Here is a 23,237-nt window from a genome sequence, read left to right on the forward strand (position 1 = left end):
AAATACGCTTTGACCTAATAGTATGCATGCCTTTTTAAAATATGCATGTAAATATTGTCAATACCACTCTATCTTATTACAATACGTTGTCGGTTTCAAGAATAGTTTTAATTTTCGTTACCATTAAATCGATGGCAACCTCATTATCCCCACCTTCAGGAATAATGATATCAGCATAACGTTTTGTAGGTTCAATGAATAAATTATGCATTGGTCGAACCGCTGATAAGTACTGATCAATGACTGAATCTGTAGTACGTCCGCGTTCTTTAATATCACGCATGATACGACGAATGATTCGTAAATCAGAATCGGTATCTACAAATAATTTAATATCCATTAAATCACGTAAATCAGCATCCTCTAGCACGAGAATCCCTTCTAGAATAATAACATCTACCGGTTCAACATGGATTACTTCTGCTGCTCTAGTATGCTGCACGTAATCATAAACCGGTTTTTCGATTGGTTGACGTACTAAAAGTTTTTTTATGTGCTGTATTAATAAATCATTATCGAATGCTAACGGATGATCATAGTTTGTTCCTAATCGCTCTTCAAATGTTAAATGACTTTGATCTTTATAATAAAAGTCTTGTTCAATCACAACAACTGAATGCTCTCGGAAAACATCATAGATGGCGCGCGTCACACTCGTTTTTCCTGAGCATGAGCCACCTGCTATACCGATAACAACAGGACGCTTCACTTCCATTAGTTATTCTCCTTTCGCATCATGTTATGCGGCATTAATGGTGTGTCACATTTAAATTTAACAATTTGTAATGGATGACGTGCTGCATCTAGGCTATTGCCATCTTCATCCCAAATTTCTCCCATTGTCAGACGGAAATTCTCAATTTCTGGGCCAAAGAACTCTACTTCGTCACCAGGTTTAAAATAATTTCGTTGCTGCATAGTGACCATTTTTGTTTCTGGATCATGTTCTAAAATTAAACCAGCAAATTCAAATGTAGTTTTTCGGCCATGTATACCAAACATTTGCTCCTCTGAGCCAGGTGCATCATGGAAGAATGCTTCAGCCGTATCACGGTTTGCACATTTATCTAGCTCCTCTAGCCATTCACGTTTAATTTTAAAATTATCTGGATCTGCGCAATAAGCATCGATAACTTTGCGGTAGACGGATACAACTGTTGCTACATAGTGAATCGATTTCATACGACCTTCCACTTTTAAAGAATCAATACCGAGCTCGATCATATGTGGAATCGCTTCAATTAACTTCAAATCTTTTGGGCTCATAGCAAAAGGTGCATGAGTATCATCAAACAGTGCTTTTTCTTCCCCATCTTCTAATTCATATAAATCGTAATCCCAACGACAAGATTGGCAACAACCACCACGGTTAGAGTCACGAGCAGTCATATGGTTAGATAATACGCAACGGCCCGAATAAGCAATACACATAGCGCCATGAACAAAGGCCTCGATTTCAATATCGACTTTTTCCTTCATCAATTTCATTTCTTCTCCGCCTACTTCACGTGCTAACACAACACGATGTAAGCCTTCTTCCTTCCAGTACTGCACTGCCTTCCAGTTGGACAATGACTGCTGTGTAGAAAGGTGAATTTCAAGCTTAGGAGCCGCTGTGCGGCATGTTTCAATAATTAGTGGATCTGCTACGATGATACCTGTAACACCTGCCGACTCAATATCTTTTAAATATCGCTCCAAGCCTTCCATATTTTCATTATGTGCAAATATATTTGTTGTTACATAAATTTTCGCACCATATCGATTAGCAAACTCTACACCCTCACGCATTTCTTCAATAGAGAAATTATCTGCATTGGAACGTAGACCAAACTCTTGTCCACCAATAAATACAGCATCTGCACCGTAATGCACAGCTACTTTTAATTTTTCTAAGCTACCCGCTGGGGCAAGTAGCTCTGGTTTTTTTGTAATGACACGTTTACCGTCGACAATGTCACGGATTTTGTCATTTTGTTCTAACGCTAATGCCATGTTATTGCCCCCCTCTTAGTAAACCGTTTCCTTGAAGATAAAGCCTGTATCTAATGGTCTAATGGCTGGTTGAATATCTTCAATTTTTGCTAATAATTCATCTTTTATGTCATCATATGCTTCTTCGGATTCGTCAAAATATGCATCGATGGCCTTGCGATAGGCCTCCGTCACAGTTACGACATACTCTGGGGTTTGTAGCACACCCTCAATTTTTAGGGCATCGATGCCGCCTTCGAATAATTCGCCAAGCTCATCAATAACACACATGTCATTAGGACTAAAAATATGCGTACCGTTTACATCTTCATAAATTGGATATTTATTATTGCGCTCATCATCATGTAGGAACATGTTTCGATTATCTTTACGATTTTCAATTTCCATCACTTTATCTTGATATAAGAAATAATGGCCAAGTAGCGGGCGTTTTGATTGGAACATACATGTCATACCATGTACTTGTACTTCAATTTCTAATTCCGCACTTTCTTTAATTTCTAATACCTCATCAAGAGAAAGCTCACGTGCTAACACTGCACGAGTCGCACCGCGTTTTCCCCAGTAATTAGCCGTAAACCAGTTTGTTGCAGTCGTCTCCGGATTCCAATGCAATGGAATCGTTACGCCTTGCTCACGACGAATAATTAATACTGCTGGGTCGCCATAAATTAAACGATCCACACCAATACGTTGCATGTCTTTTAAATAGTCGGCAAGTGCCTCCAGCTTTTCATTATGGAAAAGGGCATTCACTGCAACATAAACTTTTTTACCAGCTGCGTGAATGAGCTTCGTTGCCTCTTCCACTTCATCTACTGAGAATTCTCCTGCTAGACGTAGACCAAATTGTTGTTCACCAATAACAAAAGCATCTGCTCCAGCTTCTAAAAGTGCTTTAATATGTTCTAATGATTGTGGTGTCACAAGCAATTCTGGTTTTTTCATAGTAGTCACCTCTTCAAACATAGTAATAAACCGTCACCTACTGGTAAAAAAGCACTGGTATAATCCGGGTGCTGCATTATCCATTCTGTGAAGTTTTTTAAATTGCGGATCATTGTACGTTTACGACGTGGAACATCCTTCAAATCTAAATCTGACAAGCCATGCATATACATATTGTCGATATACAAGACTCCACCTGATTTCACGAGGGGAGCGTACTTTTCAAAGAAGCGCTGATATTGTCCCTTTGCGGCATCGATAAATACTGCATCAAACTCTGTGTCAATGGCCTTATCGTCTATCTCTAAAGCGTCGCCTTCAATGACCCTAATTCGATTAGATACGGTTGACCGTTCAATATAGGCCTTTGCTTTTGTAACACGCTCTATATCGCGTTCAATCGTAACGATCTGGACATTTGGCAAAGCTTCTGCCATCCGAATAGCAGAATATCCAATTGCCGTGCCAATTTCTAAAATTTTTTGCGGATTTTGAATGCGCAACAATTGATTTAATGCATCAATACCTGCAAGCTGCATAATCGGTACATGATTCTCCTCCGCATAGGCTTCCATTTCTAAAAGCAATTCATTACGTGGCTGTATAAATGATTGTATATATGCATCTGATAATTCCATTGTTCCACCCTCAATTAAATGGCAACGTGCATGTAGACGTTGTCCGTACTTCATCATTTATCAACAAAAAGAAAAAGACCAAACGTGATGTCTTGGTACTTTGCCATACAAAAATGAGCAATTGTTTTTTACATGCTCAAAACAATTGCCACCACGTATATTTGTCCCGAATAACGGATTGATCAAAAATCACACTTTATAATAGCATGAAAATAGAAGGAAAGCTATTTTTCTTTCCTTCTACTTTCTATGTTTGTTCTATGCAATTTTCTCTTCACATACGTCTATTCTTCTTTTTGTAAATATTTCGCTATTTTCTGTAAATGTTCATCATATGTTTTCGAGAAGTGGTTGACACCCTCTTTATCTGCTAAGAAATAGAAATAATCTGTTTGACTAGGGTTCAATGTCGCCTCAATAGAAGTCTTTCCAGCACCTGCAATTGGGCCTGGTGGTAAACCTTTATTTTTGTAAGTATTATAGGCATTATCTACTTCTAAGTCTTCATACAGCACACGATCTTTATGATCGCCAAGTGCATATAAAACAGTTGGGTCTGTTTGTAGTGGCATCCCTTCATCAATACGATTATAGAAGACACTTGCTATTGTTTCTCGATCTGTTTGAGCCGTAGCTTCTTCTTCTAATAATGAGGCAAATGTTAACAGCTGGTGAACGGACATTTGTTTTTCCACTAAAACATCACTATAATTTTTCACCACTTTGTTCATAGCCGCGATCATCTCTTCAACAATTGCTTCTAGAGATGGCTTTTCCTCATAGTACGAGTAAGTAGCTGGATATAAATAGCCTTCTAAATCATAGCGAATATTTTCAGCTAACACTGCATCTGTTACTAGTTCAGGATAGTTAGCCATCATTTGTTGAACAAATGTGTCACTCGTTACTAAATCCATAAATTCTTTTTGTGAATATGGCGTTTTCTTTTCAATCACTTTCCCAATTTGCTCAATGGTTAAGCCTTCGGGGATCGTCATCGTAAAGACAGGTTTTCGGTATACCTTCCCTGTTTTTAAGCTTTCGATGAGTTCATCAAATGTCATTGCTTGCGTTAAATCGTAATTACCTGCTTGGAATTGAGATTCGTTTTTAAATTTTGCATAGTATTTAAAAACACGCGCATCTTTAATAACACCTTTTTTCTCTAATAATGTTGAAATTGAACTCAAGCTAGAGCCGATTGGTACTTCTACTGCAATTGTTTTTGTCGCATCAGGATCCAATGGTTTTAAAGCACCTTTAACATAATTGTACCCAAATAAACCGACAATCCCTATTACGAGGACAAAAACAATTGCCACAATAGCAACGATTTTTCTCACGATTTTTACCTCTGATTTTTTTTCCTGCATTTTTGAAAACATTTCTTGTTTTTTAGTACCGTTATTCACGGGTTTCCCCCCTATCACTATCCAATATCATACTAGAAATCAACTATCACGACAAACAGAAATCGACAATTCAGGAGAATTTGCATATATAAAAAATCAACCAGCTATTTTTGCTGGCTGATTGGCTCGCTAAAAATTTTTACGCTTCAGTATCTTCCTATCGTTTGTTTCTAATTCGCTAGTATCTTATAGGCTTTTGGATCGCATAAATATAAACATTTTGCAATAATAACAGACTGTAATAGTTCCTTCTCTATCTAAAACAAAAAAACTCCGAGTGGCCCCTAACCACTCAGAGTTCTTACAGTTCGTTTAATATATCTTCAACGTACACCCATTCCTCATCTGTTTCAATGGGTAATAATTCTTCGATAGAACCGTCATTGCCAGCCAGGTATTGAGATGCGAAAATTTCACGTTCATCCATTGGTTCATCTGTCGCAGGCACATATAATACATACGATTTACCAAATTGCTCAGATGTAAAAGTATGAATCACCTCACAAACTTGATCGGTTCCATCTTCATTTATCACGGTAATAAGCTGTGGTTCTTCTTCAAATTCATCTAGGAGTGTTAATACCACCTCATTAATCATTTCCCATTCTGCATCCGTTTTGACAGGCTGGAGATTTGTCATCTCGCCATTGTTATCGTCATAATCGAAAGTCATGGCTGAAAGATCGCCTGGAATTTCTTCACCATTAGCATCTAGCATGGAGAATAGCACATAGGATTTATCCGCTGCATCAAATGTAAAGACTACATGACAATGTTGTTCCTTCCCATTTTCATCGATCATCATAAATTCTTGCGTTTCCTCATTCATTCGAATTGCTCCTTCTGACAGTTTTTTGTTATTTACCAAAAAGTTCCTTTAACCACTGTATAATCATTTTTCTAGAAATTTGTTGCCTCTATAAATACTTTCAATAAAAAAGGAACAAGGACTGCAAGCTGCGATCCTTGTTCCAAGCTTTAAGAAAGAAGATTAGTCTTCGTATTCATCTTCTAAAGCGTTTAATACGTCTTCTACCATATCCCATTCTGCTTCAGTTTCGATAGGTGTTAGTTCCCCATCTTCACCGTTATCAGATGGTACGAATGAAGAAACGAAAATTTCAACTGAGCCATCTTCATCTTCTTCTGCGCCTACCATTGAGTAAAATACGTATGATTTTCCAAACTCTGGAGATTCATGTACGTGAATCACTTCACAAAGCTGTTCATTTCCGTTTTCATCAATCACTGTAATGTGTTGAACGTGTAATTCTTCTTCATGGTTATGCTCGTTTGCCATGTATAGTCACCTCATCAATTAATTTTTGCTATCCAAATAGCCTTGTAAAATCATCACAGCCGCCATTTTATCAATGACTTGCTTGCGCTTTTTGCGACTCACATCTGCTTCGATTAGCATACGTTCTGCTGCCATCGTTGTTAAACGTTCATCCCATAATGTAACCGGTAGTGAGAACGTTTCTTCCAATAACTTTTTATAGTTTTCAGAAGCCTCTCCACGCGGTCCAACCGTATTATTCATGTTTTTCGGAAATCCTACAACAAATTGTGTTATTGCATATTCCTTTACTAGCTCAGCGATACGGTCAATGCCGAACTCGCCGTTAGCCTCATCAATTTTTACGGTTTCAATACCTTGGGCAGTCCAACCGAGTGCATCACTGACAGCCACTCCAACGGTTTTCGACCCAACGTCTAATCCCATAATTCTCATTTCTAGTCCTCGTTATTCTTTTTGATATAAAATTTAACAAGCTCTTCTAGAATTTCGTCACGCTCAAGCTTGCGAATTAAATTACGAGCATCCTGATGGCGAGGAATATACGCCGGATCACCAGAAAGTAAGTAACCAACAATCTGATTGATAGGGTTATATCCCTTTTCCTCTAACGAAGAATGAACTTTCAACATTACCTGCTTGACTTCCTGTTCCATTGATTCTTCTGGAAAATTAAATTTCATCGTTTGATCAAATGAACTCATGACCAGCACCTCGCTTTCAGAAATAAGGAGATGTGCGAACAAGCTCATCTCCAATTTCTCTTTATTATAACATGTTTTGGTGAATTAATTAAATGGATTTAACATAATCATACACAGAAAGTAGTGCTTCATCAAGTTTTGAAGCATCCTTTGCTCCTGCCATTGCCATATCTGGGCGACCGCCACCTTTACCACCACAAGCTTCTGCCACCATTTTCACGATATTTCCAGCATGGTAATTGCCACCAACTAATTCTTTTGATACCCCTGCACATAGCATCACTTTATCACCATCCACGGCTCCCAGGACGATGACAGCCTTTGGCATTTTTGCCTTTAAATCATCCATCATCTGACGCAGTTGGTTATTGTCTTTTGCTTCTACTTTTGTAGAAAGAACTGTGACATCTCCAATTGTTTGTGCTGCATCTACAATTGCCCCAGCTTGAGCATTGGCAATTTTTTGAGATAATGCTTCATTGTCACGTTGTAATTCTTTGTAGTCACCCTGTAATGCTTGTACTTTTGTTACGATATCTTTAGGATTTGCTTTTAACAATGCTGCTGCATCATTTAAAAGTGCTTCTTCTTCTTTTACGACTTCATAAGCCACTTTACCTGTAACAGCTTCAATACGACGAGTACCCGCACCAATTCCACCTTCTGAAACAATTTTAAAGAAACCTATTTCAGAAGAGCGTTTTACATGGATACCACCACATAGCTCGATGGAATAGTCTCCGATTGAAACAACACGGACAACGTCGCCATATTTTTCGCCGAATAATGCCATAGCACCCTTTGCTTTCGCTTGATCGATGGCCATTTCTTCAATAACGACCTCTATATCATCCCACACTTTTTCATTTACAATACGTTCAATTTGCTGTAATTCCTCTTTAGTCACTTGACCAAAGTGAGAGAAGTCAAAGCGTAAACGATCAGGACCTACATATGATCCTGCTTGGTTGACATGATCACCTAATACATCTTTTAACGCACGCTGCATAATATGTGTCGCTGTATGGTTTTTAATAATTAGATTGCGATCATCACGATGAACGATTGCTTGGACAGCATCTTCCACATGCATTTCACCAGATTCAACAATTACTGTGTGGAGCGGTTGACCATTTGGTGCTTTTTGAACATCCTTTACCACAGCAGTGAAGCTATCATTAGAAATGATACCGCTATCGGCAATTTGACCACCCATTTCAGCATAGAATGGTGTTTTAGCTAAAATAACTAAAGCTTCTTGGCCTTCAGATGCTACTTTTTCTACTTGACCATTCACAATCATTGCAGCAATTTCAGTATTGGCTACTAATGTATCAAAGCCAACAAATTCGCTGGCAACTGTTAAGTTTGCTAATACTTCATTTTGTACTTGCATAGAGTCAACATCTTGACGAGCCGCACGCGCACGTTCACGTTGTTCCTCCATTGCTGTTTCGAAGCCTTCATGATCGACTTTCATTCCTACTTCTTCTGCATATTCTTCCGTTAACTCGATTGGGAAACCGTAAGTATCATATAAACGGAAAGCATCTGCTCCTGGGATAAAATCATGACCAGCGGCTTTTTGTGATTCTGCCACTTCATTAAAGATTGCAAGACCACCATCTAATGTTTCATGGAAACGAATTTCTTCATTCTTAATCACGCGTTGGATAAATTCACATTTTTCCGTTACCTCTGGATAGAAGTCTTCCATAATTTTACCCACTGTTGGGACCAGTTCAAACATAAATGGTTTCTCAATGCCAATTTGTTTTGCATAACGTACAGCACGACGAAGTAAGCGACGTAATACATAGCCACGCCCTTCGTTTGAAGGAAGTGCGCCGTCACCAATAGCAAACGCTACAGTACGAATGTGGTCTGCAATAACTTTAAATGGCGTATTAATATCTTCTTCTGAGCCAAAAATTTCATTTAAATCCACTTCACTTGGTCGTTTGTATTTACGGTTGGCAAATTCCTCAATTTTTTCAATGATAGGCATAAATAAATCCGTATCAAAATTTGTTGGTACATTTTGAACAACTGAGACAATACGCTCCAGCCCCATACCAGTATCAATATTTTGCTTTGGTAGCGGTGTATACGTCCCATCAGGATTATGGTTGAATTGAGAGAACACTAGGTTCCAAATTTCTAAATAACGCTCATTTTCCCCACCTGGGTACATTTCTGGGTCATTTTCGTCTGAGCCGTATTCTACGCCCCGGTCATAGAAAATCTCTGAGTTTGGACCAGATGGACCTTCACCAATATCCCAAAAGTTCCCTTCTAAACGAATTAAACGTTCTTCAGGAATACCAATTTCTTGATGCCAAACATCATATGCTTCCTGATCTTCAGGATGGATTGTGATTGATAGTAATTCAGGATCAAAGCCCATCCACTTTTTATCCGTTAAAAATTCCCAAGCATAGTGAATAGCTTCTTTTTTAAAGTAATCACCAATAGAGAAGTTCCCTAACATTTCAAAAAAAGTATGGTGACGCGCTGTTTTCCCTACGTTTTCAATATCGTTGGTACGAATTGATTTTTGTGCATTTGTAATTCGAGGGTTGTCAGGAATAACACGACCGTCAAAATACGGTTTAAGTGTAGCAACACCAGAATTAATCCAAAGTAGGGATGGATCATTGATTGGCACTAGAGGTGCAGAAGGTTCATGGTGATGCCCCTTTTCTTTAAAAAATTCCAAATACATTTGACGAATATCTACTGCTTTCATTGGATAAATTCCTCCTAGTTTATATTGTAAAATCACGATATGAATCAAACCTTGACGACCCATCTATTCCCTGCCAGCAATAATTGGCATCAACCACTATAAATGGGTTTCTTTTACTAAATGAAAATAAAAAAGCCCTCATCCCAAAAAGGGACGAGGACTTATCAGCTGTCTCGCGGTACCACCCTAGTTGTAAGTAAAAGCTCTTACTTACCTCTTTAGCACTTGTAACGTCAGTGAACGGCAGGGATTAACTGCACTCCGGAGTAGCTTTCGGCATTTGCACTGTGAGGATTTTTCCAGCCTAGAAATCCCTTTCTACTACACGTGCAATTACGTACTTTTTCCATCATCGTGTTTACTTTTTCTAACGAAAATTATAAGAAAAATATATTCACCTGTCAATTAGCACTCGTATGACTAATTATAACTAGGCAATCATTTTTCTGAAGTATGCCCACATTCCCCATGTAAATAACACTAAAAAGGCACTTAGTGCAATTGTTGTAATAGGTGAATCCTGATAAGGTAAAGGTACATTCATGCCAAAGAAGCTAGTAATAACAGTTAACGGTAGCATAATTGTGGAAATAACGGTTAACAGGTTCAGCTTTTCAATAGACTTGCCGCTAATAATGGAGTAATACGTATCTAGCGTGCTGTTGACTAAATCTCTATACGTTTCAGTGGAGTCGACAATCCGTTCAAGATGATCATTTAAATCCTTATAGAAGGGGATATTTTCCTCTTGTACATCAAATTTCCATTGACCATTAATGGTAGAAAAAATTCTTCGCTGTGGCATGATGGCCTGACGAATTAAAATAATTGTTCGTTTTAATGAAAGGAATTCCTCTGTTACTACTTTCGGTTGATAATCATAAACCTCTTGTTCTAGCTCATCAATCCGTGCTCGAATTCGTTCTAATACAGGGAAATACTCATCTGTTATTCCATCAATGATGGTATGCAATAAAAAGTCAGTGCCTTTTTCCAAATATTTAGGACTATTTAAACAAACTTTTTCTATCTGGCCTAGCCATTGTAATTTTTGTTTATGGACTGTAACAATATAATTTGGTCCCATAAAAATATTCAACTCGACCGTTGAAATTTCATTGTTACTTTTTTCATTATAGATAGGTGCATGGAAAACGAAAAATTTATAATCCCCATAACTATCCATTTTTGGGCGTGAGCCTTCATGTAAGCAATCTTCCACTGCTAGTGGATGAAAGCCAAATACATCTGCTATATTATTTAATTCATTATGACTATACGCATATAAATCTACCCATAGTAAATCCTCGCTATGAATGGGAAGTCGTAAATCATTCATATTGAAATCGTGTTGAACTGTTTTGCTATTGTGATTGAAATAGTGAATTTTAATCATGATACTTCACCTCGTGTTTTATTATAAAAAGTAACAAAAGGTCATCTTTTCAAACCTTCTGTCTGTGCCGGCGATAAGAAACGACGGCTGTCTCCATAAATGCTGACTACCTACCCCATGCTTACTCGGTTCAGGACTACTATCCATTTCTCATCACCTTCCTTTCATAACAAAAACACGCCTTCTACGAATGAAGGCGTGTTGAATACACATATCAAAAAATAGCAAAAAAACTTTGCCTATTTGTTACCTTCAAACGTTGAGTTTTAGCACTATGCGGCATAGGAAATTGCCCAGCTACGTTAAAAAACACCTTATTTCGATGATTTCTGTTGACCCATTGGCGTCTCTCGACATTTTTGGGTAGTAGCGTATCTCCACATAGGAGCCTCACCTAACGAAGGGAGTCTTATTTTTTTGTTCCTGTAAATAATAACGGATAGTTTCATAACTGTCAAACTTTCTATCAATCATTTTTCAAAAAGTCTTCTACTCTTTTCACTAAATGATCGCGTTTATACGATTGATAGAGTAGGCTTGACAGACGAACAGGATCTCCAAAGAAAAATCGTTCATATAGTGTTTGCCTTGTGCCGAAATTACTCATCGTTAAATCCCAAGCTAAACGGAACTTTTTAACTCGTTCTTCCCCTTTGTCTTGAAATGATTGCAGATAATGATCAAGATCCCCATCATCTGTGGCAAAAGCTTTTTCACTCGGTATGGACATTAATCCACTTGCTCCCAATAGCTGGATGATATCTGTAAAGGTAGGATATACTTTCGGGAAAATATGAATAGCAACCTGTAATGTCGATAGGTCTGGTCGTATAAAGCCGAAGGAATCCCTTTGTGCCTCAATTTCTGATTTTAATTGCAGTGCTTTCATCGTTTCTAATGCTACGATGACATCTACCACTTTTTGATGGACATGTTGGTAATCCCCAATATTTATGGTATCTACAATCGTTTGTACAATCCCTAGGATAAATTCTGTTTTAGCAATTTGACGTGATAGCACATGATGCAAAGTATACGATTGGAAGCCACTAACATTCATAAATTGATTGGCTACTTCAACATTTTCGTAATAAAATACCCGCTCCCACGGAACCACTACATCATCAAAAACAACAATCGCATCCATTTCTTCAAAACGTGCACTTAAAGGATGATCAAACCTAGAATCTCCTCCGACAAAAGATTGCCGACATAAAAACTTTAAGCCCTTTGTGTTACTCGGTATAGAAAAGCCAAAACCTTTTCCTTCATCAAAGCCATTTGTGGATAGAACAAGAAGTTCATCCGTTATTCCTCCCTGAGTGGCTAGTAACCTAGCTCCTTTAATGACTAAGCCTTCGCCCGTTTTTGCAACAATTTTGGCAGCTATTGTTACTTCTTCATCCTCATAGTAATAACGTTTACGGTTTACTTGCGGCTCTATAAACGTATGTGTCATGGAAATATCATTCTCACGGGCATATTCATAAAACTTCTGCAAATGGTCTGGAAAACAATTTGGCTTATCTTTCAAAAAGTTCGATGCTGATGCCAAAGCCATCAATGTCGTATTCATGTAGTCAGGACTTCTTCCCATCAAACCGTTTGTTTGTAAAGCCCATTCTCTTGCGGCCATACGTCTTTTTACGAGATCCTCGGGACTCAATACTTGAAGGAAAGACATGCCGACTCTCTGTTTGCTAGTTGGCGATTCATATGTCATTTTTTCAAGGTATGATTCTTGATGCTGTAAATCAAAAAGCTTTGCCTGACTTTGCATGATTCCCTTAAATGCAGGATGTTCTGACACCTTGCCCGTCACCACTTCCCCATCAATTGAAATATACGTGTTTAAAGCATCGATACGTTCAATATACTGCTGTCCTGTCATTATTGGCATGTTGTCACTCCTAAACATTTCCTATGTTTTTGTACTTATGTAGTATATGAAATGTCCAAATATTAGGTGACGACAGCACAGTAGAAAAACCCGATTAGCGAGAATCTAATCGGGTACAATCTTTACATCTCCAAAAAATCATAGGGGGAGACATCATCCATCCCAATCATTGGATGAATATAAGGAGCTGTTTCAACTGTTAATTTATGGTCCTCGATAGCTATTTCTTGCACAGCCTCTTGTTTTACTGGAACTGCCTCAACCTCAACCATTACTTCGTCGACATCCATTGGATTTAATCGAGCACGCAACGAAGTAAAACGCTGTAAATCATCTGTCCGCTGCAAGCCATCTGCTAGAACGTCTGGTTCCCCACATAAAATTAAAAAGTTTTTCGCTCTTGTAATACCTGTGTATAAAAGATTCCGCCGCAGCATTTTCGAATACCCTTTGACAACAGGCATAATGACGGTTTGAAACTCTGAACCTTGAGATTTATGAATGGAGCAGCAATAAGCAAGTGTCAATTGATTGAGGTCACTGCGTTGATAGGTCACTTCAATGCCATCAAAGGATACAATTAGTAAATCTTGTTTTTCTACTGTCTCCTTTGCCTTAATAATACTAATGACCTCTCCCATATCCCCATTAAAAACATTACTTTCAGGCTGATTGACTAGCTGCAGAACTTTATCCTTTATCCGATACGTTACGTCCCCAAAGACAAGTTCCTTTCGTGTCCCTGTATCATTAGGATTAATAAGCTCTTGAATCATCTTATTTAAATTATCAATGCCAGCGGGACCTTTATACATCGGTGCTAACACCTGAATATTACGAATTTCTTGCCCTTTAGCAACGGCACTTTTTACTACCTGTGTCACAACATTTCCAATCTGATCGACGGAAGATTTAATAAACGAGCGATCAGTAGTTTTCGATGTTAAATCTTGCGGAATGGTTCCTTTTTTTATTTGATGGGCTAATTCAATAATGGTAGAACCCTCTGCTTGTCGGTAAACATCTGTCAATTCCACCGTTGGGAGTTGCTTGGATGCTAATAAATCCTTTAATACCTGTCCTGGTCCTACAGGCGGTAATTGGTCCTGGTCCCCTACAAAGACAACCTGTACATCCTCATGTAAAGCTTTTAATAACTGATGAGCAAGCCAAGTATCCACCATGGACATTTCATCTACAATAATAAGCTTACCTGTTACCTCCCGTTCAGTCTCTTCTTCTTTTTCTTGACCTGTAAAGCCGAGTAAACGATGAATGGTCATAGCTGGTAGTTCAGTCGATTCAGCTAAGCGCTTGGCAGCTCGCCCAGTGGGTGCACAAAGGATAATGGGAAAAGGCTCCTCTTTTTGAGCATATTCTTTTGGATTCAATGATAAACCATGAAGCTTCGCATACACCTCAACAACCCCACGTACAACAGTCGTTTTACCCGTACCAGGTCCACCTGTTAAAATCATTACAGCTGAATTTAAAGCCTGTTCAATAGCATTTGCTTGTGTTTCAGCATATGTCACCTGGAGTAGTTCCTCAGTTTCACCAATCGCTTTACGAATCTCATCTTTGCTAAAATGTTCAGTCTTGCTATTTCGTTCAACAAGCGTCAATATTTTGGAGGCAATTCCTACCTCAGAAAAATAAAGTGAAGGCAAATATAACCTTGTTTCTTCTCCGCAAACTTTTCCATCTTCCCGTAGCTCAATACATGCTTTTGAGATGTCTTCAAACGGAATTTCCTGACGTTGACTTTGTTCAAGCATTTCCTTTACAAGTGGTAGTACATGCTCCGCGTCTAAATATACATGCCCGTCAGATAATGCAGCCGTATTTAAAATATGTAAAATCGCTGCTTTGACACGATCAGGATGTTTACCGGTAATCCCTAGCTTTGCACCCAGCTCATCTGCTCGAAAGAACCCAACACCTTCCACATCTTCTATCAAGCGATATGGATTTTCTGTTAGTAATTCAACAGCCTCCGTTCGATAGGTTTGATAGATCTTCATTCCCAGCTGTGGACCAAAGCCCCATTCATTCAACTGTATCATTACCCGTTCTAAACCAAGGTTTTGCTCAATCGTCCGATGAATCACTTCTTTTTTTTCAGATGATAAACGTGGAACAGCATCCAGTGCACTCGGATCTTCTAAAATAAGGCGTAATGCATTAGCACCCAGTTTTTCAACAATGGTTTCAGCTGTTTTTCTCCCAATTCCCACAAATAGGTCACTGGATAAATAATGAATAATTCCTTGTTCAGTAGCGGGTACCTCTTTTGTAAATGTCTCGATTTGAAATTGTGCACCATATTTAGGATGCTGTTTTAATATACCTGTAAAGCGGTATTGCTCATCCATTTGTAACGGTGGAAAATAGCCAACAACAATAATTTCTTTATCTTCATATTGTAAGTTTGTCTCTTGAATTTTCACTCGAATAATGGAATACATATTTTGGGTGTTATGAAAAATAGAGACGATCGGACGTCCGAGAATAAAAAATTTATTGAGTTCAAATAAATCGAGATGATCTGTCATGTTCGGTCCGCCCTTTCTAATTGTTTTCAATCTTTTTATTTTACCATAGACATCTCAAAATATCGTTGATAAAAATATTTCCCATTCATTATTTTTACATTATTTCGACAAATGATAATTCTCTGCTTTTATCCATATTTCCATGCTATGATAAATAAGAATTAATGGCACGGAAGGATCGTGAAGTTCTTGGAATTTAGACCCTGCATCGATTTACATGAAGGCAAAGTAAAACAAATTGTTGGAAGTACTTTAGGTTATACCAATCAAACAGTCGTTGAGAATTTTATTTCTAGTTATGATTCTAGCTACTATGCACAAATGTTTGCACAGGATCACTTAACAGGTGGACACGTCATCATGCTTGGTCAGGGAAATGAAGATGCTGCTCTAGCTGCTTTAGCTGCATTTCCACAAGGGTTACAAGTTGGTGGTGGCATTACTGCTGCAAATGCCCAAAAATATATTGATGCTGGTGCCTCACACGTGATTGTCACTTCCTATATCTTCCATGATGGAAGGCTGGATTTAGAACGTTTACAACATTTAAACAAATTAATCGGTAAAGAGCATCTTGTCATTGATCTCAGCTGCAAAATGCGAGATGGTAAGTGGTATGTCGTAACTGATAAATGGACAAGATTTAGTCACTTCGAAGTCAATGCTGAAACTATTCAAGCTATCGAGAATTATTGTGATGAACTGTTAATTCACGCAGTCGATGTGGAAGGAAAAAAAGGGGGGATGCAGGAAAGATTAGTACGAGATCTTGCTGCCTGGACCTCGATTCCAACCACTTATGCAGGTGGCATTCGTTCAATAAAAGACTTAGAAAAATTTAACCAATTAGCCAATGGAAAGCTTCATATCACAATTGGGAGTGCCCTTTCTCTTTTTGGAGGAGAGCTACCCTATACAGATGTAGTGAAATATTGTAAAAGGGCGGGATCATGTGAATCTCATTTATAAAGATTATATTTTTCCATTTCAAGAAACAAATTTAGAACGAATCATTGATGGCAAATATTTCAAAGTAAATAAAAAGGATCATTCTCTTGCTATCCATGTTCAACTAGATAATGAACAAATGCTGCTTGAGTTTTCAAAATCATTAAAGGCAACTTGTGGTCTCCTACGCGATCAAGAAACAGAGCCTTATATAGGGACATATATTGATCTACAAATATTTGTGGATGAGTTTAATAAACGGTATAACTTAAATGCTGAAATTATTAGTTAACACAAAGGGAGAGTTTTCTCCCCTTTGTTTGTAACACCTCACCTTTCCTTCACCTTTATCAATTCATTTAGCCTTTTTGAAACCTTTTACCTCTTATGTAAGTTATATATGAGGTAGAAATGTTTTATCCTTATGAAAAACTATCTAACATTTAAACCTCACCAATAATTGGCTGCTATTTTATTGAGATGAATGACAATTCTACATAGAATAAGAAGTAGAACATAAAAAAGTGGACACATCATAGAGGAAAGGATTATTAAAATATGAAAACCGAACTCGAAGTAAGCTCTTTAAAATCATTTCAAACTGAGTTAACACGCTTCTTTTTAGCCTATAAATTTGCTTTACAGGAAGTGGAAACGAAAATTAATATTTTGCAAGAAGAATTTAAGCTTATTCATGAATATAATCCCATCGAGCATATCTCCACACGAGTAAAATCACCGAAAAGTATTTTAACAAAGATGTTAAAAAAGGAACTTCCTCCAACGATGGAAGACGTACGCGAAAACATTCGTGATATTGCAGGTGCTCGTATTACTTGTTCATTTGTCGAAGATATTTATAAAGTCAGTGCCATGTTGCAGGCACAGCACGACATTGAGGTTGTAGAGGTGAAGGATTATATTGCTAGTCCTAAAGACAATGGCTATCAAAGCTTACACCTTATTATAAAAATCCCTATTTTCATGTCAGACCATATGGAGAAGGTATATACAGAAATACAAATCAGGACCATTGCGATGGACTTCTGGGCCAGTTTGGAACATAAAATTTATTATAAATATAATAAAGAAGTACCAGAGCATATTCGTATTGAATTAAAAGAAGCCGCACTACAAGCTGCAGAGCTAGATCGAAAAATGGAGCGGTTAAATAAGGAGATCAATATATTAAAGGAAAATGAGGCCGAGCCCACTTTATTAGATAGTACGCCTATATCGCAGCTAGCTAAATATTTTGCGCAACTTCCCAACCTTAATAATATTAATAATAATTAAACACATTCAGATTTTATTGAACAAAAAAATCCACCTATCTTCTAGCATAGACTACAAACGTGTCTGCCTGAAAGTGAAGTGGATTTTCGTTCATTTTTAAGCCTTGTCTTTTAATTTCGTCACAATAAAGAAAGATAAAATAAGAGCACAAATGGCAAAAACTAAGGTTGTTATATATACATAGCTTACACCATTAGCAATGGTTCCCTTTAAAAAGCTTATTTCTTCTAAACTAAAGCCACCTTTTGCAAATTCACCATTTAGCTGAATTTCCCCTTTACCTAATGAGGCCATTTTCTCATTTGTCGCAAGGTTAAAGATCATCCCAAATAGGGCTGCACCAACCGCTTGACTAAATGTATTGGTGAAGGAATTGAGGCCAATTGAAATACCCAGTTGCTTAGGATGAGCGACCTTTTGAATAGAAATCATTAACATCGGCATGATAAAGCCCATACCAAGCCCGATTAATGAAGAGCCAAGATATACACTTATATCACTAGAGCCTGAAGATAATCTAGCAAGCATAATGGTTCCTATAACTAATAAAATCGTCCCCATTTGGATAATTCGTTTATTTGTTAAACGTCCGATTAAATAGCCTGCTGCAATAGAATTCATTGTCCAAAAAATAGACATGGGTGTTAGAAGAAGACCAGCTTGTGTGGCATTTTTACCAAGAACACTTTGCGCATATATCGGAATATAGACTGTCACACCAATAACGATCGACATAGTACTTAACGTTAGTGAATTAATCACCATAAGGCGACCATTTTTAAACAATGTTAACGGAATAATCGGCTCCTCTGCACGTAGCTCCACCCATACAAACACGCTTAAAAATATAGCTGCAACAGCATACATGATGAGCGATTGATTCGATAACCACGCTTGTGTTTTACTATTTTCGATAATTACATATAATAACGAAACCATTCCGATCGTAAATAGGCCAGCACCTAAATAATCAATTTTCCGCTTCACTGCCTCTAGCTGTTCTTTATAGTGTTTAACAATTAGATAAATAGAAGCTAACCCAAATGGTACATTAATGAAAAATATAAAGTGCCATGATACTTGGTCAACAATAAAACCTCCAAATAGTGGACCAACCACGCCTGATACGCCCCATACCATGCTTAAATAGCTTTGTCCTTTAGCACGTGCCTTTTCAGTCGTAAATAGCTCACCAACCATTGTTAATGTAATTGGTAAAATTGAGCCTGCACCTATCCCTTGGATTGCACGAAAGACAATTAATTGTTCCATTGATTGTGCTAACCCACATAACATGGAACCCATTAAAAATATAATGATTCCCGTAATAATCATCCGTTTGCGCCCAAATAAATCAGCTAGCTTACCAAAAATAATCGCAGCGATAGCAGATGCTAATAAGTAAGCGGAATAAATCCAGCTTATTAAGTCTACGCCTAATAAATCTGCCGTTATACTTGGAATAGCTGTACTAACAATCGTCCCTTCAATTGCCGCAAGCGCTGTTACAAGTAATAGTGCTATAAATACTTTATTCATCGTGTCATCCATTCCTTTCCTGCATGACATACACTAACAAATTTAACCTTAAAATAAAAGAGGATGGGATACATTTTACAAAAAATATTGAGTAATCATAAGAATTTGATCCACATTCTTTCTATCAACACCCCACTATAAACTACATAAAAAAGCAGCAAGTTCATCCAATCACACTTGCTGCTTTTATCTATTAGTTAAATCGCTGAGCAATCATATCATAAATATAACGTGCTTGATCGTATTCCGGCTGTAAGGTAAAGGCCTGTTTTAAATGATACATGGCATCTTCTGTTTGCTCTGTAGACACTGCATACAATACCCCTAAATTATAGTGAGCATCTGCATTATTCCAGTCCTGTTCAATTAAAAGATCCAGTTCCTTCTTCCCTTGCTCAAACATTTCTAGTGCGCATAGCACGATTGCATAGGCTAAACGAATCTGTGTGTCTTCGGGAGCAATTTCCACGGCTCTTTGTAAATAAGGCAATGCTAATTTTGAATTTTCCATACGCTCAAAGCATTTCCCCATCATATAATACACATCTGCGCCTTCAATATGATGCTTAAGTGCTTGTTCATAAAGTTTTACAGCCTCTGCATAGCGTTCTGCATTATAATAGAGGTTTGCTAAGCCATAATAAGCTGTAGCCGCTGTCTCATCCACGGTAATAGCCTTTTGGAAAAAACGCTCTGCACGTTCTGTATCCTCTAAGACTGCTAATAAATTGCCAAAGTTTACATAACCAATAGCATTTTCAGGTTCCGCTTCTATCGCCTTTGTAAATAGTTGTGCAGCCTCTTCATAACGTTTATCTTGAAACGCTTGAATGCCCTGTTCATTATAATTCATTATTTGTCCACCTCTATGTAGCGAAAGACTGCTTCCATGAAGCCACATGGCAATAAAAGCAGTCTTAGCGCAAGTTATCCAACATATGTTAGTTTTTCATTACTTTTAAAGACTTCATCAATTGTTCCGCCGCCAATACATTCTTCTCCATCATAAAGAACCACCGCTTGTCCTGGAGTGATAGCACGAACAGGCTCTGCAAATGTAATATGAGTACGGCCATCTGCTAATAGTTCAACTTCTACTGGTGTATCAGTTTGACGATAGCGGAATTTCGCTGTACAAGAAAATTTCCCAGGCAATTTTTTTGTCGAAGTATAGTTCATTTTTACAGCAGATAATGAAGTAGAATATAGATGCTCATTGTCAAAACCCTGTCCAACAAGAAGAACATTACGCTCTAAATCTTTCCCTAACACAAACCAAGGTTCACCGTCTCCACCAATACCAAGACCATGTCGTTGCCCAAGTGTATAATACATTAAACCGTCATGTTTTCCCATGACAACGCCATCCATCGTCTCCATATTACCAGGTTGGGCTGGTAAAAATTGACTTAAAAATTCTTTAAAATTACGTTCTCCTATGAAACAAATCCCCGTTGAATCTTTTTTCTTCGCTGTTGCCAATCCTGCTTCTTCTGCAATTTTACGCACTTCTTTTTTCTCAATATCGCCAATTGGGAACATTACATGGGCCAATTGCTCCTGTGATAGTTGATTTAAAAAGTATGTTTGATCTTTATTATTATCCACACCACGTAACATTTTTACTTCTCCGTCACCACTACGATCGATACGTGCATAGTGACCTGTCGCTAAATAATCAGCGCCCAGGCTCATCGCATGCTCTAAAAATGCTTTAAATTTAATTTCTTTGTTGCACATGACATCTGGATTTGGTGTACGTCCTGCTTTATATTCTTCTAAAAAATATGTGAAAACTTTATCCCAGTACTGTTTCTCAAAATTTACAGCATAATAGGGAATGCCGATTTGATTACATACTTTTATGACATCATCATAATCTTCTGTTGCTGTACAAACACCATTTTCGTCAGTATCATCCCAGTTTTTCATAAAGATCCCGATTACTTCGTAACCTTGTTGTTTTAACAAGTACGCAGCCACCGACGAATCTACCCCACCAGACATGCCGACAACAACGCGAATTTGAGAGGGGTCACGTGTTTCTTTCATTGTGGTCACCTTTTCTTTTATCTATTTACAGTTAATGCTTCATCAATTGTAGAAACCTAACATGTTCTTCACAAATTATCTTTTTGCTAGTCTTTTCACTATTTGTGCTGTTTTTTCAGCTGCGTCACGTATATCTTTTTCTGTTAAATCCTGACCAAAGCTAAATCGTATAGAGTTTCGTAATTCCTCTGTACCTTGTCCAAACATGGCTACTAACACATGTGATGGATCAATCGACCCAGCGGTACATGCAGAACCACTAGATACACAGATTCCTGCCATATCAAGATTTACTAAAAATGATTCTACTTCCATGCCCTCAAAGCTAATATTTAAAACATGTGGCAATGACTGCTCTTCATCACCATTAATATGGAACGCTAAATTTTCCTGTGAAAATACATCAAGCATAATTTGCTTAAAGTGATTGTATAGTGAACGCTTTTCTTCACGCAACTGATTTGCAACTTGCACAGCTGTCGCAAAGCCAATAATTGCTGGTATATTTTCAGTTCCTGCACGACGTTTTTTCTCTTGTGCACCACCTAAGGCATAATTAGCTAAAGGTGTTCCAGCCTTTTGGAAAAGGAACCCAATTCCTTTAGGCCCATTAATTTTATGAGCTGATACACTCAATAAATCTACCTTTAATTGACCCACATCAATTTGTTCTAAACCATATGCCTGAACTGCATCTGTATGGAAAGTAGCTTGATGCCCTTGCAATAGCTCACCAATTTCAGCAATAGGCTGAATCGTACCGACTTCATTATTCCCATACATAATTGTTACTAAAATCGTATCATCACGAAGTGCTTTTTGGACGTCCTCAACAGCTACACGTCCTGTCTTATCCACAGGTAAATAAGTCACATCAAAGCCGTCTCGTTCAAGTTTTTCACATGTATGTAACACTGCATGATGCTCTACTTGTGTTGTAATGATGTGCTTTCCCTCTTTAGCTCGTGCATAGACAGTGCCCAGAATTGCCGTATTATCCGCTTCAGTACCACCACTTGTAAAGATTATTTCTCCCGCCTGAGCACCGATAGATTTGGCTAATATGTCGCGAGCATCATCAAGATATTTGCGCGCTTCTCGACCTGCCCCATGGATACTGGATGCGTTGCCAAATACCTGTTGCATGGCAGTCGTCATCGCTTCTATAACTTGGCCATTCATCGGTGATGTGGCCGCATGATCGAGATAGATATATGAATTCATGTTGAAAACTCCTTTTTAATAAAAAACGCTGGAACCCTCATTTATCATAAGTTTATGAAAAACATTCCGTGTGCACAAACAGTTTCACCATTTATGTTTCAACTCAACTATGATACGTATGGGAAGCAGCGCTTTAGCTTAAACATTTTAAATATAGAACATATAGCCTTCCGCTACATTTTCTTCTGTGTATTGTGCTAAATCTTCAATTGTTGTTGTATCTAACACATTTTTTACTGCGTCACGAATGCGCAACCATAACTCTCGTTGTGGTGCTTCCTCGTTTTCAATGCCCTCTACTGGTTGAATTGGCCCCTCTAGTACACTAATAACATGGGCTGCAGAAATTTCGCTCGGTGGATTTGCTAGCATATAACCACCATAAGCGCCACGTACACTTTTTACTAAGCCTGAATTACGAAGCGGTGACACTAATTGCTCTAAATACGCCTCTGAAAGCTCCTTTTCGGCAGCAATTTTACGTAAAGGAATAGGACCCTCTCCGTAATGCTTTGCTAATTCAATCATAATCGTAAGCCCATAACGGCCCTTTGTTGAAATTTTCATTTTATCACCCTCAA

21 protein-coding genes, 1 riboswitch and 1 other annotated feature are annotated in these 23,237 nt (G+C 38.0%); of the genes, 3 read left to right on the forward strand and 18 right to left on the reverse strand.

What is annotated here, in order from left to right; translation table 11 throughout:
• Positions 1-76: 76 nt before the first annotated feature.
• The 13 genes from udk to recD2 all read right to left on the reverse strand — a co-directional run bounded on the left by udk (position 77) and on the right by recD2 (position 15,597).
• Positions 77-715, reverse strand: a complete 639-nt coding sequence (gene udk / locus ACE1MS_RS15485) for a uridine kinase (protein WP_008180943.1) — start codon at positions 713-715, stop codon at positions 77-79.
• Entirely contained in the window at positions 715-1,995 is a 1,281-nt protein-coding gene (locus ACE1MS_RS15490) for a peptidase U32 family protein (protein ID WP_012295386.1), read from the reverse strand. Before ACE1MS_RS15490 ends, udk begins: the two co-directional genes overlap by 1 nt.
• Before the next feature lie 15 nt (positions 1,996-2,010).
• The gene (locus ACE1MS_RS15495) at positions 2,011-2,943 is read right to left on the reverse strand and encodes a peptidase U32 family protein (protein WP_036162215.1); all 933 of its coding nucleotides are present in this window, start codon (positions 2,941-2,943) and stop codon (positions 2,011-2,013) included.
• A 5-nt stretch (positions 2,944-2,948) separates the two neighbouring features.
• Positions 2,949-3,581, reverse strand: coding sequence for an O-methyltransferase (locus ACE1MS_RS15500; protein ID WP_447402973.1), 633 nt, complete (start codon positions 3,579-3,581; stop codon positions 2,949-2,951).
• 284 nt (positions 3,582-3,865) lie between these two features.
• On the reverse strand, positions 3,866-4,993 hold the full coding sequence (gene mltG / locus ACE1MS_RS15505; protein ID WP_031419239.1) for an endolytic transglycosylase MltG: 1,128 nt from the start codon (positions 4,991-4,993) through the stop codon (positions 3,866-3,868).
• A 301-nt stretch (positions 4,994-5,294) separates the two neighbouring features.
• Positions 5,295-5,822, reverse strand: a complete 528-nt coding sequence (locus tag ACE1MS_RS15510; RefSeq protein WP_031419240.1) for a DUF1292 domain-containing protein — start codon at positions 5,820-5,822, stop codon at positions 5,295-5,297.
• Positions 5,823-5,984: 162 nt separating this feature from the next.
• On the reverse strand, positions 5,985-6,293 hold the full coding sequence (locus ACE1MS_RS15515) for a DUF1292 domain-containing protein (protein ID WP_012295391.1): 309 nt from the start codon (positions 6,291-6,293) through the stop codon (positions 5,985-5,987).
• Between the two features lie 18 nt (positions 6,294-6,311).
• A complete protein-coding gene (gene ruvX, locus ACE1MS_RS15520) occupies positions 6,312-6,728 on the reverse strand; it encodes a Holliday junction resolvase RuvX (protein ID WP_031419242.1) in 417 nt (138 codons plus the stop codon).
• Positions 6,729-6,730: 2 nt separating this feature from the next.
• Positions 6,731-6,997 (reverse strand): IreB family regulatory phosphoprotein, encoded by a 267-nt coding sequence (locus ACE1MS_RS15525; protein ID WP_004226839.1) that lies wholly within the window; start codon positions 6,995-6,997, stop codon positions 6,731-6,733.
• Between the two features lie 88 nt (positions 6,998-7,085).
• Entirely contained in the window at positions 7,086-9,746 is a 2,661-nt protein-coding gene (gene alaS / locus ACE1MS_RS15530; RefSeq protein ID WP_031419244.1) for an alanine--tRNA ligase, read from the reverse strand.
• Positions 9,747-9,892: 146 nt separating this feature from the next.
• Positions 9,893-10,108, reverse strand: a binding site (T-box leader).
• Between the two features lie 68 nt (positions 10,109-10,176).
• Positions 10,177-11,142, reverse strand: coding sequence for a magnesium/cobalt transporter CorA (corA, locus tag ACE1MS_RS15535; protein WP_012295396.1), 966 nt, complete (start codon positions 11,140-11,142; stop codon positions 10,177-10,179).
• Positions 11,143-11,386: 244 nt separating this feature from the next.
• A riboswitch (M-box (ykoK) riboswitch) is annotated at positions 11,387-11,551 on the reverse strand.
• 57 nt (positions 11,552-11,608) lie between these two features.
• The gene (gene hpaB / locus ACE1MS_RS15540; RefSeq protein ID WP_197225081.1) at positions 11,609-13,042 is read right to left on the reverse strand and encodes a 4-hydroxyphenylacetate 3-monooxygenase, oxygenase component; all 1,434 of its coding nucleotides are present in this window, start codon (positions 13,040-13,042) and stop codon (positions 11,609-11,611) included.
• A gap of 122 nt (positions 13,043-13,164) precedes the next feature.
• Positions 13,165-15,597 (reverse strand): SF1B family DNA helicase RecD2, encoded by a 2,433-nt coding sequence (recD2, locus tag ACE1MS_RS15545; protein ID WP_031419245.1) that lies wholly within the window; start codon positions 15,595-15,597, stop codon positions 13,165-13,167.
• A gap of 189 nt (positions 15,598-15,786) precedes the next feature.
• On the opposite strand from recD2, the gene hisA reads away from it, so the two are divergent.
• The 3 genes from hisA to ACE1MS_RS15560 all read left to right on the forward strand — a co-directional run bounded on the left by hisA (position 15,787) and on the right by ACE1MS_RS15560 (position 17,841).
• Entirely contained in the window at positions 15,787-16,566 is a 780-nt protein-coding gene (hisA, locus tag ACE1MS_RS15550; RefSeq protein ID WP_012295399.1) for a phosphoribosylformimino-5-aminoimidazole carboxamide ribotide isomerase, read from the forward strand.
• Entirely contained in the window at positions 16,550-16,837 is a 288-nt protein-coding gene (locus ACE1MS_RS15555) for a hypothetical protein (RefSeq protein WP_012295400.1), read from the forward strand. Before hisA ends, ACE1MS_RS15555 begins: the two co-directional genes overlap by 17 nt.
• A 266-nt stretch (positions 16,838-17,103) precedes the next feature.
• Positions 17,104-17,841 (forward strand): GTP pyrophosphokinase, encoded by a 738-nt coding sequence (locus ACE1MS_RS15560; protein ID WP_012295401.1) that lies wholly within the window; start codon positions 17,104-17,106, stop codon positions 17,839-17,841.
• Between the two features lie 96 nt (positions 17,842-17,937).
• Here ACE1MS_RS15560 and ACE1MS_RS15565 read toward each other — a convergent pair whose 3' ends face one another.
• From ACE1MS_RS15565 to cymR, 5 genes are all read right to left on the reverse strand, one after another.
• Complete coding sequence (locus ACE1MS_RS15565; protein WP_447402464.1) at positions 17,938-19,380, reverse strand: MDR family MFS transporter; 1,443 nt, start codon at positions 19,378-19,380, stop codon at positions 17,938-17,940.
• 193 nt (positions 19,381-19,573) lie between these two features.
• A complete protein-coding gene (locus tag ACE1MS_RS15570; RefSeq protein WP_012295403.1) occupies positions 19,574-20,233 on the reverse strand; it encodes a tetratricopeptide repeat protein in 660 nt (219 codons plus the stop codon).
• A 74-nt stretch (positions 20,234-20,307) separates the two neighbouring features.
• Positions 20,308-21,432 carry a tRNA 2-thiouridine(34) synthase MnmA gene (mnmA, locus tag ACE1MS_RS15575; protein WP_012295404.1) on the reverse strand — a complete coding sequence of 375 codons (1,125 nt, stop codon included), beginning with the start codon at positions 21,430-21,432 and terminating at the stop codon, positions 20,308-20,310.
• Between the two features lie 75 nt (positions 21,433-21,507).
• Positions 21,508-22,656 carry a cysteine desulfurase family protein gene (locus ACE1MS_RS15580; RefSeq protein ID WP_031419253.1) on the reverse strand — a complete coding sequence of 383 codons (1,149 nt, stop codon included), beginning with the start codon at positions 22,654-22,656 and terminating at the stop codon, positions 21,508-21,510.
• Positions 22,657-22,803: 147 nt separating this feature from the next.
• Positions 22,804-23,223 carry a cysteine metabolism transcriptional regulator CymR gene (gene cymR, locus ACE1MS_RS15585; protein ID WP_008181126.1) on the reverse strand — a complete coding sequence of 140 codons (420 nt, stop codon included), beginning with the start codon at positions 23,221-23,223 and terminating at the stop codon, positions 22,804-22,806.
• Between the last annotated feature and the right edge of the window lie 14 nt (positions 23,224-23,237).

The sequence above is a fragment of the Lysinibacillus sp. fkY74-1 genome (assembly GCF_053165895.1).

Bases quoted from the DNA above. Each gene is read 5' to 3' on its own strand.
- ACE1MS_RS15500 (WP_447402973.1), bottom strand. From the start codon at position 3,581: ATGGAATTATCAGATGCATATATACAATCATTTATACAGCCACGTAAT.
- ACE1MS_RS15515 (WP_012295391.1), bottom strand. From the start codon at position 6,293: ATGGCAAACGAGCATAACCATGAAGAAGAATTACACGTTCAACACATT.
- ACE1MS_RS15510 (WP_031419240.1), bottom strand. From the start codon at position 5,822: ATGAATGAGGAAACGCAAGAATTTATGATGATCGATGAAAATGGGAAG.
- ACE1MS_RS15565 (WP_447402464.1), bottom strand. From the start codon at position 19,380: ATGAATAAAGTATTTATAGCACTATTACTTGTAACAGCGCTTGCGGCA.
- alaS (WP_031419244.1), bottom strand. From the start codon at position 9,746: ATGAAAGCAGTAGATATTCGTCAAATGTATTTGGAATTTTTTAAAGAA.
- cymR (WP_008181126.1), bottom strand. From the start codon at position 23,223: ATGAAAATTTCAACAAAGGGCCGTTATGGGCTTACGATTATGATTGAA.
- ruvX (WP_031419242.1), bottom strand. From the start codon at position 6,728: ATGAGAATTATGGGATTAGACGTTGGGTCGAAAACCGTTGGAGTGGCT.
- ACE1MS_RS15580 (WP_031419253.1), bottom strand. From the start codon at position 22,656: ATGAATTCATATATCTATCTCGATCATGCGGCCACATCACCGATGAAT.
- mnmA (WP_012295404.1), bottom strand. From the start codon at position 21,432: ATGAAAGAAACACGTGACCCCTCTCAAATTCGCGTTGTTGTCGGCATG.
- udk (WP_008180943.1), bottom strand. From the start codon at position 715: ATGGAAGTGAAGCGTCCTGTTGTTATCGGTATAGCAGGTGGCTCATGC.
- ACE1MS_RS15525 (WP_004226839.1), bottom strand. From the start codon at position 6,997: ATGAGTTCATTTGATCAAACGATGAAATTTAATTTTCCAGAAGAATCA.
- ACE1MS_RS15560 (WP_012295401.1), top strand. From the start codon at position 17,104: ATGAAAACCGAACTCGAAGTAAGCTCTTTAAAATCATTTCAAACTGAG.
- recD2 (WP_031419245.1), bottom strand. From the start codon at position 15,597: ATGACAGATCATCTCGATTTATTTGAACTCAATAAATTTTTTATTCTC.
- ACE1MS_RS15495 (WP_036162215.1), bottom strand. From the start codon at position 2,943: ATGAAAAAACCAGAATTGCTTGTGACACCACAATCATTAGAACATATT.
- ACE1MS_RS15570 (WP_012295403.1), bottom strand. From the start codon at position 20,233: ATGAATTATAATGAACAGGGCATTCAAGCGTTTCAAGATAAACGTTAT.
- ACE1MS_RS15490 (WP_012295386.1), bottom strand. From the start codon at position 1,995: ATGGCATTAGCGTTAGAACAAAATGACAAAATCCGTGACATTGTCGAC.
- hpaB (WP_197225081.1), bottom strand. From the start codon at position 13,042: ATGCCAATAATGACAGGACAGCAGTATATTGAACGTATCGATGCTTTA.
- corA (WP_012295396.1), bottom strand. From the start codon at position 11,142: ATGATTAAAATTCACTATTTCAATCACAATAGCAAAACAGTTCAACAC.